This is a genomic window from Nocardioides sp. NPDC000445 (assembly GCF_040300245.1).
In the GTDB taxonomy this organism is placed as follows: Bacteria; Actinomycetota; Actinomycetes; order Propionibacteriales; family Nocardioidaceae; genus Nocardioides.
The window spans coordinates 121,876-137,412 of record NZ_JBEPDH010000007.1 but is presented as its reverse complement, the minus strand read 5'-3'; the positions used below and the strand labels follow the sequence as shown (position 1 = coordinate 137,412).

Genomic DNA, 15,537 nt, shown 5'->3' with positions numbered 1-15,537 from the left:
GCAAGCACCCACCATGGGAGAAGATCAGATGACCGACCAGTTGGACAACGACCACTCGCTCAGCGGCGATGCCAGCATGTACACCAAGCCTGTGCTCCGGATCTACGATCCGATCGCGCTCGGGATGGTGTGCCCCATCGCGTGGCGCTGCTCACGCGGAACGATGCTGCAGTTCTTCAACGACAACGTGCGGGGCAAGCACCTCGACATCGGGCCCGGAACTGGCTTCTTCCTCGACAAGGCGACCTACCCGGTCGAGCACCCGGACATCGTCGTCGCAGACCTGAACGAACTCGTCCTGAGCACCACCGAGAATCGGATCATCCGGTACCGGCCCCGCACCATGGTGCAGGACGCGCTCTTGCCGCTTCAGACCGATGAAGTTTTCGAGTCCATCGCCATCCAGAACGTGTTGCACTGTCTACCCGGTGCGATGAAGGACAAGGCAGTGGTGTTCGACAACCTGATCCCGAATCTGGGCCCGGGCGGCGTGCTGTTCGGGTGCACCGTTCTTGGAAAGAACCACGGCCTCGGACGGGCAGGATCCTGGATGATGGAGAAGTACAACGACGCGGGATCGTTCCACAACCGCGACGACGACGTGCGCAGCCTCGAATCGATCCTGGCCGATCGCTTCACGCGGTATTCGGTACGCACCCGGGGTGCCGTCGCCTTCTTCGAGGGCCATCGTGGCTGAGGTCGTCCTGATTCCCGGGTCCTTCCTGGCCGCGAAGGTATGGGAGCCCGTGCAAGACGCACTCACAGCGCACGGAATCCAAGCGTCGGCCGTTGAGCTGACCGGCCTCGGAGACCGCCACAACGAAGAAGCCACCCTCGACGCACACGTACGAGATGTGGTCGAGGCGATGGAGGCCACCCAGGGACCCACCCTGCTCGTCGCACACTCTTATGCCGGTGTTCCCGCGGCACTGGCTGTGGCGCGGCTGCCGCAGAAGGCACGCGAGAAGGTCTCCACAATCCTCCTGGGCGCGAACCTGCCGGTCGCAGGTCGGTCCATCTTCGACGACTTCGGCCGCGGCGCGGCGTACCTGAGGAAGTTGTCACTCAAGTTCGACGGATTGGCGATACCCGTGCTCACTAGGACGCAACTAGATGGGTGGGGTGATCACGGGCTGGAAGGAGAATTGCTCGCCCAGTTCAAGGCGGTGACGAGCCCACATCCCATCGCGACCTACGAAGACACGGCGGATCCGTCGTTCACCTGGGCAGCGTTCGTGACCCCACCGACCTTCGTGGATCTCCGGCGAGACACCCTCAAGGTGCCCTCCGTCGCCTTGGAGTTGATGGACATCGTCTCCCTCGACGCCGGCCACTGGCCCATGATCACGGCCCCCGGCAAACTGGCCAACCTGATCATCGAGCGCTCACTGGTGACCGACGCGGCTGGCATGGTCGCGGACGGTCGGCTCGTCGACTAACAGTCCTTCCTCATCGGGCCGCCCGCTGCACTACCTCCACCTCACGACAGACCTCTTTCATTCCGACTCCCCTTGGCCACACGTGAGTTTCAAGCGGCCCTGGGGTACGTGACGATGACGATCCACAAGCTGGCCGCAGGCTCGGGGTACGAGTACTTGACCCGGCAGGTGGCGGCGGGCGATTCCACCGAGCTCGGCGCCACCGCCTTGGCCGACTACTACAAGGCCAAGGGCGAGGCACCTGGCCAGTGGGTCGGATCGGGGCTCAACGCCTTCGTCGGCCCAGACGGGATCGACTCGGGCGATGTGGTGACGGCCGAGCAGATGGGGCGCCTGTTCGGTGCCGGGGAACATCCCGTCACTGGGCGGCCGTTGGGTCGGCGAACACGGTCAGACGGAGTGGCTGGGTTCGACCTGACCTTTAGTCCGGTGAAGTCGGTCTCGACGCTGTGGGCGGTCGCTCCGCCTCCGATTGCGCATGCGATCGAGCGGGCCCACGATGCCGCGGTCAGTGACGCGTTGGCGTATGTCGAGCGCGAGGTGCTGTTCACGCGAGAGGGGACCGATGGGGCACGGCAGGTCGAGACCCGAGGCCTGATCGCGGCCGCCTTTCGCCACCGGGACTCCCGTGCCGGCGACCCGGACCTACACACTCACGTCGCTGTCGCCAACAAGGTGCAGGCGACTCGCCCGGGCAAGTGGCTGACGATCTACGGGCGCGTGCTCTTCCAGCACACGGTGGCGATCTCGGAGACGTACAACACCGCACTCGAGTACCGGCTCGCCGACGAGCTCGGCATCACTTTCGCCGAACGCGCCAACCCTCGGGACCGGCGCCCGGTCCGAGAGATCGTGGGTATCTCAGGCGGACTGTGCCGAATGTGGTCGCGACGAACCAGGGACATCGATCGCCGTGAGGGCGACCTGCTCGCCGAGTTCGTGGACAAACACAGGCGGTCACCGACGGAACCGGAGCGCCTCAGGCTGGTGCAGCAGGCCAATCTGGAGACTCGTGATCCCAAGCACGAACCGCGCTCCGAGGCCGAGCAGCGACGAATCTGGCGCCGCCAGGCATCCGAGTTCCTGGGGAGCGAGTCGACCCTCGATGCGATGACCCGAGCGGTCTTGGACGCGTCTCTGCCGGCTCGCGGCGCGCGCTCCGGCGAACCCATGGACACACATCTGATCCGGGCAATGGCAGTGGCCGTGATCACCGAGCTCGAAACCCATCGCGCGACTTGGCAAAGCTGGCATCTACGCGCCGAAGCGGAGCGCCAAGTGCGAAGCGCGGCATCTGGTCACCTCAGAGCAGACGACCTCCCCGCGCTGATCGACGCGGTCGTCGCATCGGCCGTTGGGATGTCGGTGTCGCTGACTCCGGACGACGATCCCGTCCGTCTGAGGCCCGATCTTCGTGAGCCGGTCGGCCTGCGGCGCTCGGACGGGACCAGCGTCTACCGGCATACCGGTGCGGACCACTACGCCAGTGAGCGGATCCTTCAAGCTGAACAGCGGCTGGTCGATGCAGCCGGCTTGGGCAGCGCTTTCGCGTTCTCTTCTGAGGAGATCGACATCGTCCTGGCCGCCAGCACCGTCGGCGGCGTGCGGCTCAATGACGGGCAACGCGCGCTGGTGCATGCGCTGGCCGGCGGCGCCCCCCGAGTCAGGCTTGCACTGGCGCCTGCTGGCTCGGGGAAGACCACGGCGGTCGAGGTCTTGGCCGCCGTCTGGACGACCAACGGCTATGACGCGATCGGGCTGGCTCCGTCCGCCGCCGCGGCGAAGGTGCTCCAGGACGCCACCGGACTGCCGTGCGAGACCCTCGCGAAGATCGACGACGAGATCCTCACCCAGACCACCCACCCCGGGCGGAACCCTCTCGGCGGGCTGAGCACCCGCATCGGCGCGGAGACCTTGGTGGTGATCGATGAGGCTGGGATGGCCGACACGTTGACCCTCGACGGAGTGGTCGCCTTCTGCCTCTCACGTGGTGCCACCATCCGGCTCCTGGGCGATGACCAGCAACTCTCAGCCGTCGGCGCCGGTGGCGTGCTGCGTGACATCACCCACCGGCACGGTGCCGACCGGCTCGAGCAGGTCGTACGCTTCGTCGACCCGGGCGAAGCCGCCGCCTCCCTCGACCTTCGCGACGGCGATCAGTCCGCGATCGGGTTCTACCTCGACCACGACCGCGTCCACACCGGCGACGAGGAAACCACGATGACCGAGGTCCTCGCCGCCTGGCATCATGACCGAGATCGCGGCTTGGACGCACTCATGCTCGCGCCCACACGCGAAATGGTCGCCACGCTCAACCAACGGGCGCGATCCAGCCGCCTCGGCGGCATCGAACCGCGCACCGAGGTCGAACTGGCCGATGGCAACCAGGCCTCAGTCGGCGACACGATCATCACGCGCCACAACCAGCGCCGCCTGGCCGTCTCCGGCACCGACTGGGTCAAGAACGGTGACCGCTGGACGATCACCCGCATCGGCCACGGCGCGCTGACCGTCCGCAACGCCAGATCCGGCCTGACGGTGGTGTTGCCTGCCGACTATGTGGCCGACCATGTCGAGCTCGGCTACGCCTCAACCGTCCACACCGCGCAGGGTCTCACCGCCGACGTCGTCCATGGGATCGTCGCCGGCCGCGAGGACCGGCAGATGTTGTACACGATGCTGACCCGCGGCCGGCGCGAGAACCATGTCCATGTGGCGCTCGAACCGGTCGATCCTGTCGATGCCGATCGGGAGCAGTGCATGTTGCCCGGGCCGCAGGAGCAGCTGACAGCGATCCAGGTGCTCGACGAGGTGGTCGCGCGTGACGGTGCTGCGGTCTCGGCCACCACCACGCTCCGCCGCGGGCGCAGCTGGTCCACCCAGCTCCACGACGCCTCCGCGCGCTATGCCGACGCGGTCGCCACAGGGGCAGAGCGGATCCTCGGCAGCAGGTGGGACGACGCCCTCGAGGCGGCTGGCGCGGGCCCCCTCCCCTGGCTGGCCGCAGTTCCTGCCGAGCTCGCGGTCGACGAGTTCTGGGGCCCTTACCTTGCCGCTCGTGCCCGGCACGTCGAGGTGGCCGCGCGGGGATTCCTCGACCACTTGGGCAGCGCCGACGGCCCCGGGGCAACAGCGGCGGAGAGCGGAAAGCGTCCCGCCTGGATTGCTCGGTATGCCCATGTCCTGGGCGACCTCCACGACGTCGTGGCATTGTGGCGGGCTGCCCGCGGGGTGGCTGAGGATGATCCGCGTCCGACGGGGCCGGCCGTCACCGACCCGGTCGCTGCCCGGTTCCAGCGCCACCTCCTGCGCGTGCTGACCGGTCGTTACAGCGAGTCGGTCCGGCGCTGGCACGAGGTGATCATCCGTCGGGCAGGGATCCCGGCCCAGGACGACCACGCCAGAGGCGAGGCCGTCGAGCTCGCCCGCATGCTCGACGCCCTCAATCGAGGGGGACACGACGCTCGCGGCCTGCTAGACCGTGCCCTGGCGCGCGGTCCGTTGCCCGACGGCCATGCCGTCGCGGCTCTGACCTACCGCGTCCGCAGGCTCACTCCGCTCGACACGCTTCAGTCGCGCCAGGAGTCCGCTGGGCATGCTGGCCCAACGGCGCCCAGCTTATGACCGGGCTCGCGGTCGAGTCAGAGCCGATCCGGTCCCACCGCGGTTCTGCTCGATGGTCCCCGATTCATCGCCCTAGGCTCAGGGCACGTGACAGCACGACTCAACGACAACCAGGTAGCCATGCTCAACTGGCTTTCGAGGGAGCCCCGTGCCGGCGAAGCGACGAACCCGCAGCGGCTAACGGCACGAGCCCTGGAGAGGCGAAGGCTCGTCAAGATCAGAGGCCGTGGACCACGATGGCACGCGACGCTCACCGCCGCCGGGATCCATTACCTCGAGCATGGGACGTACCCGCCAGGTCACTTCTGGTCGCAACCCGAGCCGGTGTCCAAGTCGCCTGCAACGACACCGGCACGGGAGCAGCCTGGGAAGAAGAAGGAGGCCAAACCCGAGGTCGACCTCACGATCGATTCGCCCGTCGGTAAGCGGCGCCGAGGAGGCAGACCGGCGGGAGACTCGCTGTTCCCTGACAACGTGAGCGATCCGTACGACGAGAAGATCCTCATCACTGTCAAGGAGGCCGCGTGGATGCTCAGCCTCCCTGAGCATGCGATCCGTCAGGCAGTCTCACTCGGTGATCTTGACCGCGTCTTCATCGGCGAGGGCGCAAGGAACTATCGCATCGTGTACGGATCGCTGCTCGCCTGGGTGAACTCGATGCCGCGAGAGTCCGGAAAGGGCTGGTGGTGAGGATGCGGCCCGAGCACTGGGAGCCGCCCGATCCGCCCAAACTGCTCGTGTCGGCACGCCGGGTTGCAGCGGAGTTGGACGTCCCCATCTGGAAGGCAAACGAGATCTGCTGGTGCCTCGACAGGCGCTTCTACGCCCCAGGCCAGGCCCACTACCGGGTCACCCGCGCATCCCTCGACGCCTTCAAGGCACTCCTGGCTGACGGCATGACCATCCACAGCGCACGGGCTGTCATGTGGCACTTCAAGCAACGGGGCAGCTTGCCGCCACCAGATCTCGGCCAAGAAGAGCAAGACTGGCTCTATTTGCACTCCCGGCGTCGCCGACGACGCCGCCGCTGGTAAGGGATCGGACCGCTGCTCGACGCCAAGCCCTTCTTGCGGGCTCCTCTAAGACGGTGTCAACAAGGCCTCCAGAGTCAGGCTGCACCGATCTCACTGCCCTTCTGCTCTGAGCGCTCCCGGCTGGTGTCGTCGGTCCACACCGCGGCATAGACCTTCAAGCGGTCCAACGAGCGGGCGGCGCGGCGCCGCAGCGTACGGGCTGCCTCTGGGTGGTCGTGGGCGACCAGGTCGACCGCCGCAGGTGTGGTCAGGCCCAGCCGTCCGCGGCGCATCGGTGCGCCGACGACCTCGGCTGCGACGGCGAGTTCGCGGAGGAGGCGCACCTCACCCTCTTCTACTGCGTGGTCGCGGATTGCCTGGTCGAGGAACTCACCCAGTTCCGCCTCCGGCACGACCTCCTCCTCCAGCGCTGCGCGATCGCCGGCAACGCTCGCGAGCATGGCGAGCTCGTCAGTAATCAGCACATGCTTCCAATGACGGTCGGCACGGCTGCCGACACCGAGCGTGGCTGCGACCTCACGGCGGGTCGCATTCAGGAGTGCCCGGGCCAGCCACGGCGTTCGTACCCGATGCGCCTCGGAGGCCTGGACCCATAGCTCGGAGGCGACCAGCGCATCGATGTCCGAGGAGAGATCGCTCAGTGCTTCGGCGACACGACACGCCCCGGGAATCAGCAACCACACCAGCGCCGCGACCGCCGCACGGTCGGTCGCAGTCAGCTTCGCCAGCGTGCGGAGCATCGCCACCTTGTCGTCAAGACTCGCGTGCCGGGTCCATTCCCGCAGGTCTGTGAGGTCGTCGACGACGGCGAGACGTGGATCGGCGGCGCACCATCGTTCCCATCCCGTCCGCGCTTCGATCAGCAGTGGCGATCCGGGATCGTCGAATCCGTACTCGTCTGCAACACTCATCTCGCCTCCTGTTCCTGGCTTCACCAGGTAGGTGCGCACGACGAATGCGGCTCTTGAGCGTGTCAGATCCGAAGAGTTATGTTTTGGTATGGCCATCGGCCATGAGGACTCGTTGCTGGAGGCCGCTCGCGTCGCTCGCGGGTTGACCCAAGAGGCGCTCGCGCGCCGATGCGGTACGTCGCAGCCGTCGCTGTCGGCCTACGAACGTGGCGCGAAGTCGCCCACCATCGCCGTCCTCGAGCGCATCTTGCGGTGTCTCGACTTCGAACTCACCCTCAACGAACGCGTCACCTTCCACCAGATCGCAGTTGCCGGGCCCGGACGGTCCACGGCCCTTGTGCCCAACCGTCTGTGGCGGTTGCAACCCGAGCAATGCTTCGCGCCCCTGAGGGTGACCCTTGGACGCGACCACCGCGTGTTCAATCTAGGTGACCGCGATCGTCGCTCCGCGGGCTATGCCTGGCTGCTTCGCTATGGCACGGAGACCCAGCTATTCGAGCACCTCGATGCCGCTCTCCTGGTCGACGCCTGGCCCGATCTGGCCGACTCGCTTCCCCCGGAGATCCGCACCGCGTGGGGGCGACTGGTCGGCCAGACCGCAGATCAGGTCATCGAGGAACTCTTGATCGCCGACGCTCGGGAGTGGGGGCAGGACTACCGACGTCGAACGGCTACGCGTGCCAAGAAGATGCGGGTGTTTCGTCGCCTGGCCAACTACGGGCTCGATCCCGACCAGATCCGAGCCCTGATGCGGCACTGGTGAAGGTCCCCCGCGCAAAGGCAGCGACTGCCCGGCGTATGCCGGACGCCTCGAGTGCGAGACGCTTGCAACGCCTATCTCGAGTGGTCGCACACAGCGCACGTCGATCGCCTACGGTGAGCATGTGGACCTTCCAGTGATGCCGCCGATCCTGCCAATGCTGGCCAAGCCGGCATCGCTCGAGAAGGTGCTCTCGATGGCGCCAAACATGCAACTAGAACCCAAATGGGACGGGTTCCGGTGCATCGTGTTCAAGGACGGGGACGAGGTGGAGCTGGCCTCGCGCAACACCAAGCCGCTGACCCGCTACTTCCCCGAGGTGGCCGAGGCGCTGCGGAAGGCGCTGCCGGAGAAGATCGTGCTCGACGGGGAGATCTTCGTGGCGATCGGAGACCGGCTGGAGTTCGAGGTGCTCCAGCAGCGCATCCACCCGGCGGCGTCGCGGATCAACCTGTTGGCGGAGGAGACGCCCGCTGCGTACGCGGCCTTCGATCTGCTCGCACTGGGCGAGAGGTCGTTCCTCGACGAGCCGCTGACGGAACGGCGGGCGGCACTGGAGGCAGTCTTCGCAGAGGTGAGCTCGGACAACGTCCACATGTGCACCACGACGACCGACCCCGAGGTCGCCCAGGACTGGTTCACCCGGTTCGAGGGCGCCGGGCTGGACGGAGTGATGGCCAAGCCGCTCGATGCCCCTTACGTCCCCGACAAGCGGACGATGCTGAAGATCAAGCACTCCCGTACGGCGGACGTGGTCGTCGCCGGCTACCGCGAGCACAAGACCTCCACGCCGGAGAATCCGTTGCTCGGGAGCCTGCTGCTGGGTCTGTACGCCCCCGGGGAGGACGGTCAGCCGGAGCTGCAGCACATCGGGGTCTCGGCGTCCTTCACCGCCGCGCGGCGCGCCGAGCTGTGGCAGGAGCTTCAACCACTGGTCGTCCCCATCGAGGATCATCCCTGGGGCCGCTGGCAGGAGTTCCTCACCGCCAACCCCGACCGGGTCCCCGGCACTCAGAGCCGCTGGTCGCAGGGGAAGGACCTGTCATTCACCCCGCTGCGCCCGGAGCGAGTGCTCGAGGTGGGCTACGACCACATGGAGGGACGCCGGTTCCGGCACACCGCTCAGTTCAAGCGCTGGCGCCCCGACCGCGACCCCGAGTCGTGCGGCTACGAGCAGCTCGAGGAACCCGTGGCGTACGAGCTGTCCGAAGTGCTCGGGGGTCCTGCTCAAAAGCTCAGATAAATCCGGCTAGGGTCGGAGCCATGAGCTACGACGTCGTTCTCCTGGTCGAGCAGGCAATCACCCTCGACGACGCGACCCGAGTCCACTCCCTCCACGAGGGAGTCGAGGACCCGGTCTACCACGTGCTGCTGCCCTTGGAGGACGCTGCCGCCCGGATCGAGTCGGCGATGGGCACGCTCAGCGCGGCCGAATACCTCGGCTCGGCGATGATGATGAACGAGATCGACCTCGACGCAGTGCGCGAGGAGGCCAAGGAGGAGGCCGAGAAGGCACTCGAGCAGACCCTGAAGGTCCTGAAGACCTCCGGCGCCTCCGCCCACGGCGAGCTCGTCCAGGACCCGGTCAAGGCGCTGCGCGCCAAGGTCGCCGCGGTCGACGGTCGCGAGGCGATCATCATGACCCGCCCCCACGTGGTCGCCGAGTTCTTCCACGTCGACTGGACCCACCAGGCCCGCCGCCATCTCCACGTCCCCGTGCTGCACCTGATCGAACACGAGAACTTCGACGAGCAGGCCGGCGAAGGCGAAGGAATCACCGGCATGTGAGGCGTTTCGTCTCGATGACAGCCGAATCAACAGAAGTGAGCGGCGACACACCGAAGGTTACCGCTCTGTTACCGGCTCCACCTGGCAGTTGTGGACAGCATTCCCATAGGATCTTGGGGTTCGCTGTTCCGGGGGGATCCAGCGACAAGGAAGTGCCTGCTCGTGCGATCGGGGGATCCGCGCTGAGCGGGCACTTCTGCTATCTGTCGCCGATCCGGTTGCCCTCCTCGTCCCAGTGGGACGCGACCTTCTTGCTCGGCTGCACCCGCGGCGGCTCGCCCGGCATCTTCGGGTAGTCGGGCGGGAAGTTGAGCTCGCCGCCGGGCAGCTTCTCCCAGAGCTCGAGCAGCGGCGTGAGGTCGTACGCCTCGTCGTCGATCTCCGCCCAGCGGTCGCCGTCGGCGAGGAAGTCGGGGACGGTGAAGAGGTTGAGCTCGCGCGGGTCCTTCAGGTCGGCCAGCTCGTCCCAGGTGAGCGGCGTGGAGACCGGGGCGCCGGGCTTGGGACGCAGCGAGTAGGCGCTCGCGATGGTCCGATCTCGGTTGTTCTGGTTGAAGTCGACGAAGATGCGCTCCCCGCGTTCCTCCTTCCACCACGCGGTGGTCACTCCCCCGTCGCGACGCTCCAGCTCACGGCCGAACCCGATCGCGGCGTGACGCAGGTCCTCGAAGGTCCACTCCGGCCGGATGCGCACGTAGATGTGTACGCCGCGGTTGCCGCTGGTCTTCGCGAAACCGCGCAGGCCGAGCTCCTCGAGGGTCTCCCGGGCGACGCCCGCGACCCGCACGGCGTCGGCGAAGTCGGTGCCCGGCTGGGGGTCGAGGTCGATGCGCAGCTCGTCGGGGTGATCGACGTCAGCGCGGCGGACGGGCCAGGGGTGGAAGGTGAGCGCACCCATCTGGGCGCACCAGACCGGGACAGCAGGCTCGGTGGGGCAGATCTCTCGCGCCTTACGCCCGCTCGGGAAGGTGATCTCGACCTCCTCGAGGTAGTCGGGGGCTCCCTTGGGCGTGCGCTTCTGGTAGAAGCCGTCACCCTCTTTGTCGGTCGGGCCGGTGGCCAGCTTCATGCCCTCGCGCCAGCCGTCGGGCCAGCGCTCCAGAGCCGTCGGGCGATCCCGCAGCGCTCGCATCAGCGGGTCGCCGACGGTCGCGAAGAACTCCGCGACCATCAGCTTGGTGACCTCGGGGGTGCGGTCGGTCGCCTCGTAGATCACCCGGTCTGGGCTGGAGATCCGCACCTCGCGCTCGCCTGCCTGCACGTGTGCCGCCGGTGTCTTCGCCATGGCGCCAACCTAGCCCGCTCCACGCCCCTCCCCCAGTGAAATCGCCCGGACGACATCGGCAACTCACTGGCCAGTACGTCTCGAGACCGGCATGATCCGCTCCAACGTACGGCGACCGCCACGATCTCGGAGGACCCCCACATGTCGACTCGAACCACGGCACTGACCGCCGCCACGGCGGCCTTGGCCGCCGCCATCACCCTCGGTCTCACCGGCGCTCCCGCGACCGCGAGCACCACCCCGGCCTGCCGGACCGTCGCCTCGCCCGAGACCCGGGTGGAGCACACCCGGCTCACCGACCCGGCGGTGAGCGACATCCTGGCCCGCTCCGGGTTCGACGACGTCGCCGGCACGGTGAGGACGGTCGTCTGCGCGGCCGGCAGCAGCAGGGCCGCCACCGCTGCGGCACGGCTCGTCGGCCAGGCGCTGTGGCAGCGCGCGGTCGACCGCGTGCAGGGCCGCGGCGACGCCGGTGGCGACCTTCCTCGCAGCGACGACCGGCCGCTCTACTGGGCTCGGCTCGCGGGCGAGCTGGAGATCGCACGAGTCGCTCCTCCGTACCCGACCTGGTCCGAGGACGCCCGGGAGAAGGTGCTGGCGGCCTTCGACCGGAGCTCGCGCGGGATCGAGTCGACCGCCTTCGCCCGCGGCGAGGCCGGCCGGTCACGGCAGGTGCTGGCCTCCGGCTTCGACCCGTTCACCCTCGATCGCAACATCCGCCAGTCGAATCCGTCCGGGGCGACGGCGCTGGCGATGGACGGGCGCGTCGTCCAGACGGCGAAGGGTCCCGTCGAGATCCAGACCGTGGTGTTCCCGGTGCTGTGGGGGCCGTTCGCGCAGGGCAGCGTCGAGCGGGCGTTCCTGCCGCACCTGGTCCCCGGCAAGCGCGACGTGGACACCGCCATCACCATCAGCCAGGGCCGCGCGGGCCGTTTCGACCTGGAGGTCTGGAACGGCGCCCATCGCGGCACCTTCCCCGACAACGACCGCGTCAGCGTCAACGAGACGATCCCGATTCCCGAGGACGTACCTCATGCTGACCCGCAGCCGCAGTGGACCCGGACCACACTGCCGGTCGAGGCGATGAAGGCGGCCGTGCCCGGCACCTTCCCGGTGAACATCAACCGGATCATCACCGAGATCCCGGCCGGATCGACCGCGCCGGTCACCCGGGAGGACCCGACGCCGGGCTCCACGGCGGTCGCCGGTGGCGGCGGTGACTACCTGTCCAACGAGTCGGCCTACCGCACCACCGCCCTCCGAGACGCGCTCCAGGCCGACACCAAGCAGGGTCACATCCACGTACCCGTCCTCGACGGGGACGCCGGCGGCGAACCGCTGGCCGACATGCGGGCGGACATCGTGGCCCAAACCCTCGATCTCGTGGCGGCTGCGGCGACGAGCTGATCCGGAGACGACCCGAAGGAAAATGGCACGAAGGAACTAGCCGTCTCCCGCACCGTTTTCATGCCCCCGGGCGTACAGAGGGCATGAAAACAGCAAAGGTCAGGCCTATCTCGGGTGCGGCCCTTGTGATTGTCAGCATCTTCGCCCTCGGCGCATGCGGCGGCTCGGACGGATCGGGCGGGTCCTCCGCCGACTCCGGCTCGGTCGAGTCGCTTGCCGACTCATCGGCCGGGAAGGCGGCCGGCCCGGAGATGGCCGCGCAGGATGCGGACGCCGCGGCACCGAAGCAGGCCGTCGCGCAACCATCGATCATCTCCACCGGCTCGGTCTCGCTCGACGCGAAGGACGTCGGCAAGACACGTACGCAGGTGCAGCAGATCTCCGACAGGTACGCCGGTCAGGTCACCGAGCAGGAGACCAGCGACAGCGACGACGACGGACCGAGCCATGCCCGGATGGTCCTCCGGATCCCGTCGAAGTCGTTCGACGACGCGATGGCCGACCTCGAGGACACCGCCACCCTGGTCGACTCCAACACCACGACCACCGACGTCACCACCGAGGTCGTCGACACCGAGGTGCGGGTGAAGAACGCCCGGACGAGCATCGAGAGGATCCGTACGCTCCTCTCCCGCGCGGAGGAGATCGGGGATGTCATCGCGATCGAGTCCGAGCTCGCCCGACGCGAGGCCGACCTCAACTCGCTGCTCGCCCAGCAGGCGGCCCTCGAGAACCAGACGTCGCTGTCGACCATCACGGTCAACATCGACCGTGCCGGTCCCGGCGGCTCCTCCGACGACGACCCCGGCTTCCTGGCGGGGCTGAGCGCCGGGTGGGACGCGCTGGGCGACTCGGCCCGTGTCCTCGCGGTCGCGCTCGGCGCCATCATCCCGTGGACGCCGGTCCTCCTGCTCCTCATCGCGCCCGTCTGGCTCCTCTCCCGACGCCGCAAGCAGGTGGTCGCGACAGTGCCGGCCGCTGTGCCGGCCACCGGCCCGGCGGAGGAATAACCAGTCGAGATCGGGGTGCTCGGCGGCGTACGTTCTGACCATGAGCGCGCTCGAGCACCCCGGCCTCGTCTTCCGCAGCCTCGACCCCTTCGACGGGGACGAGGCCCTGTTGAAGGGGTGGTACGAAGGCACGCGACGTGGCTTCCACCAGTCCCGAGGCAACGACGACGGCATCCAGGTCTGGCGCGACCACACCCGCTCCGACTCGGTGACGCTGCTGGGGGCGTGGACGGAGAGCTCGGAGTTCTCCTCGGCCACGATCCCGGTCGCGACGTTCTCGTCCTGGACCTCGCCGGTCAACGTCGGCGGCGGCGTCAGCCTGCCGACGCTGCTGATCAGCGACGTGACCGTCTCGCCGACCCACCGGCGCCAGGGCCTGCTGCGCAAGCTGATGACGGTCTCGCTGGCCGACGCGGTCGCCGCCGGCGTACCGCTGGCGGCGCTGACCGTCTCGGAGGGGTCGATCTACGGCCGCTTCGGGTTCGGCACGGCCACCCATCTGCGCGAGGTCGAGGTCGACGTCACCGCGAAGTTCCGCTACCGCCCCGAGGTGCCGGAAGACGACGGCTCGGTGACCCTGGTCGAGCCGGCCGACGCCTGGAAGACGGTCGCCGAGATCTACGGCACCTTCCAGGAGCGCACCCGCGGATCGGTCACCCGGCCGCAGTTCTACGAGCCGTGGCTCTCCAGCGCCTACGACTTCGGCGGCGACTCGAAGGGCGAGTCGAAGCAGCGCACCGTGCTGCACCTGGACGCCTCCGGCACGCCCGACGGCTACGCGATCTACAAGACCGCCGACGAGCGCAACGACTCCGGCCTGCGGATGGCGCGGGTCGTCGACCTGGTGGCGCTGACCCCGGCGGCCTACCTACGGCTGTGGCGGTTCCTCGCCGACATCGACCTCGTCGAGCGGGTCGGCTGGCGCCGGGCGCCGCTGCAGGACCCGCTCTACTGGGCGCTCGCCGAGCCGTTCGCGGTCAAGAGCGCCGAGCTCGAAGACATGCTGTGGCTGCGCGTGCTCGATGTGCCGGTGGCACTGCAGGCACGACCCTGGTACGCCGCCGGCGAGGTCGTCCTCGGCGTCGACGACCAGCTCGGACACGCTGCCGGTGCCTGGCGGGTCGCCGTCGCGGACGGCAAGGCCGAGGTCACCCGGACCGACGACGCCCCGACGGTGGAGCTAGCCGCGGACACCCTCGGCGCCCTCTACCTCGGCGGCGTCGACGTACGCACCCTGGCGGCCGCCGGCCGGATCACGGGCTCGCCCGAGGCGATCGAGACCTGGGCGGCGATGGCCGACGGCGGCCCGCTGCCCTACTGCATCACCGGCTTCTGATCAGGGGCGTCCGGGCTCGGCGCCGATCAGGCTGATCCGGTCGCCGCGAAAGTGGTAGTGGTGCATCGCGTCCAGCCTCGGTGCGTACGCATGCAGGCTGATCGCCGGGTGCGACCCGACGTTGCGTACGTCATGGACGTGGCCGGCGTCGTGCGCCCGGGCGTCGCCGGGGCCGACATCGGCGATCTGCAGGCCACCGAGCCAGTTGTGCTCGACCAGGTTGCCGGCGAGCACGGTGAAGGCGGTGGTCGCGGTGCCGTGGTCGTGGAAGCCGGTGCTGGCGCCCGGCGACCAGGCGATCAGCCAGACCTCGACCTTGTCGTCGCGGTGGAGCAGGTGGAACTCGCGCCCGGTCTCGGGCGCCTGCACCCGCGCGACCAGGTCGTCGTCGGCGTAGGTGCGGATGGCGTCCAGCAGGGGCTGCATGGCTAGTGCGGTCAAGGTGGCCTCCTCCAGAAGCGTCGTGGATTTAAGTATAGTAGATGACTCGACTTTGACAATGGAGTTGTGCTCCCACCCCAGACGTACCATTTCAACCATGGGTTACAACGTGGAGAAGTCCGACGAGGAGTGGCGAGCAGAGCTCTCGCCGGAGGAGTACGCGGTGCTGCGCCAGGCGGGCACCGAGCGGGCGTTCACGGGTGAATACACCGACACCGAGACCAAGGGCGTCTACTCGTGCAAGGCCTGCAAGGCCAAGCTGTTCGAGTCGGACACCAAGTTCCACTCCGGCTGCGGCTGGCCGTCGTTCTACCAGCCGATCAGCGACACGATCGAGTACATCGAGGACAAGTCGCACGGGATGGACCGCGTGGAGGTCCGCTGCGCCAACTGCGGGTCCCACCTCGGCCACGTCTTCCCCGACGGCTACGGCACCCCGACCGGCGACCGGTTCTGCATCAACTCGATCTCGATCTCGCTGGAGCCTGCCGACGAGGCCTGA

The 15,537-nt window shown here is 68.1% G+C and carries 14 protein-coding genes; 11 read left to right on the top strand and 3 right to left on the bottom strand.

What is annotated here, in order from left to right; all coding sequences use genetic code 11:
- The first annotated feature begins 28 nt into the window (after positions 1 to 28).
- From ABT304_RS11605 to ABT304_RS11590, 4 genes are all read left to right on the top strand, one after another.
- Positions 29 to 697 (top strand): class I SAM-dependent methyltransferase, encoded by a 669-nt coding sequence (locus ABT304_RS11605; RefSeq protein WP_350715271.1) that lies wholly within the window; start codon positions 29 to 31, stop codon positions 695 to 697.
- Complete coding sequence (locus ABT304_RS11600; protein WP_350715269.1) at positions 690 to 1,439, top strand: alpha/beta fold hydrolase; 750 nt, start codon at positions 690 to 692, stop codon at positions 1,437 to 1,439. The genes ABT304_RS11605 and ABT304_RS11600 overlap by 8 nt, the downstream gene beginning before the upstream one ends.
- Before the next feature lie 114 nt (positions 1,440 to 1,553).
- The gene (gene mobF, locus ABT304_RS11595) at positions 1,554 to 5,063 is read left to right on the top strand and encodes a MobF family relaxase (RefSeq protein WP_350715268.1); all 3,510 of its coding nucleotides are present in this window, start codon (positions 1,554 to 1,556) and stop codon (positions 5,061 to 5,063) included.
- Between the two features lie 87 nt (positions 5,064 to 5,150).
- Entirely contained in the window at positions 5,151 to 5,753 is a 603-nt protein-coding gene (locus ABT304_RS11590) for an excisionase (protein ID WP_350715266.1), read from the top strand.
- Between the two features lie 418 nt (positions 5,754 to 6,171).
- Here the strand turns inward: ABT304_RS11590 and ABT304_RS11585 are convergent, their stop codons facing one another.
- The gene (locus tag ABT304_RS11585; protein WP_350715265.1) at positions 6,172 to 7,047 is read right to left on the bottom strand and encodes a hypothetical protein; all 876 of its coding nucleotides are present in this window, start codon (positions 7,045 to 7,047) and stop codon (positions 6,172 to 6,174) included.
- Between ABT304_RS11585 and ABT304_RS11580 the strand changes: the two genes are divergently transcribed.
- From ABT304_RS11580 to ABT304_RS11570, 3 genes are all read left to right on the top strand, one after another.
- The gene (locus ABT304_RS11580; protein WP_350715263.1) at positions 7,040 to 7,771 is read left to right on the top strand and encodes a helix-turn-helix domain-containing protein; all 732 of its coding nucleotides are present in this window, start codon (positions 7,040 to 7,042) and stop codon (positions 7,769 to 7,771) included. The two genes, ABT304_RS11585 and ABT304_RS11580, sit on opposite strands and share 8 nt — an antisense overlap.
- A 121-nt stretch (positions 7,772 to 7,892) precedes the next feature.
- On the top strand, positions 7,893 to 9,011 hold the full coding sequence (locus ABT304_RS11575) for an ATP-dependent DNA ligase (protein ID WP_350715261.1): 1,119 nt from the start codon (positions 7,893 to 7,895) through the stop codon (positions 9,009 to 9,011).
- Positions 9,012 to 9,031: 20 nt separating this feature from the next.
- The gene (locus tag ABT304_RS11570) at positions 9,032 to 9,556 is read left to right on the top strand and encodes a hypothetical protein (RefSeq protein ID WP_160027160.1); all 525 of its coding nucleotides are present in this window, start codon (positions 9,032 to 9,034) and stop codon (positions 9,554 to 9,556) included.
- A 199-nt stretch (positions 9,557 to 9,755) separates the two neighbouring features.
- Here the strand turns inward: ABT304_RS11570 and ABT304_RS11565 are convergent, their stop codons facing one another.
- Positions 9,756 to 10,841, bottom strand: a complete 1,086-nt coding sequence (locus tag ABT304_RS11565) for a DNA polymerase domain-containing protein (RefSeq protein WP_350715260.1) — start codon at positions 10,839 to 10,841, stop codon at positions 9,756 to 9,758.
- Between the two features lie 141 nt (positions 10,842 to 10,982).
- Here ABT304_RS11565 and ABT304_RS11560 point away from each other — a divergent pair, with 141 nt between their 5' ends.
- The 3 genes from ABT304_RS11560 to ABT304_RS11550 all read left to right on the top strand — a co-directional run bounded on the left by ABT304_RS11560 (position 10,983) and on the right by ABT304_RS11550 (position 14,594).
- Positions 10,983 to 12,248 carry a PA0049 C-terminal domain-containing protein gene (locus tag ABT304_RS11560; protein WP_350715258.1) on the top strand — a complete coding sequence of 422 codons (1,266 nt, stop codon included), beginning with the start codon at positions 10,983 to 10,985 and terminating at the stop codon, positions 12,246 to 12,248.
- Between the two features lie 125 nt (positions 12,249 to 12,373).
- Complete coding sequence (locus tag ABT304_RS11555; RefSeq protein WP_350715256.1) at positions 12,374 to 13,258, top strand: DUF4349 domain-containing protein; 885 nt, start codon at positions 12,374 to 12,376, stop codon at positions 13,256 to 13,258.
- A 40-nt stretch (positions 13,259 to 13,298) separates the two neighbouring features.
- A complete protein-coding gene (locus ABT304_RS11550; protein ID WP_350715254.1) occupies positions 13,299 to 14,594 on the top strand; it encodes a GNAT family N-acetyltransferase in 1,296 nt (431 codons plus the stop codon).
- Here the strand turns inward: ABT304_RS11550 and ABT304_RS11545 are convergent, their stop codons facing one another.
- Positions 14,595 to 15,035 (bottom strand): cysteine dioxygenase, encoded by a 441-nt coding sequence (locus tag ABT304_RS11545; protein ID WP_350715252.1) that lies wholly within the window; start codon positions 15,033 to 15,035, stop codon positions 14,595 to 14,597.
- A 97-nt stretch (positions 15,036 to 15,132) separates the two neighbouring features.
- Here ABT304_RS11545 and msrB point away from each other — a divergent pair, with 97 nt between their 5' ends.
- Positions 15,133 to 15,537, top strand: coding sequence for a peptide-methionine (R)-S-oxide reductase MsrB (gene msrB / locus ABT304_RS11540; RefSeq protein ID WP_350715251.1), 405 nt, complete (start codon positions 15,133 to 15,135; stop codon positions 15,535 to 15,537).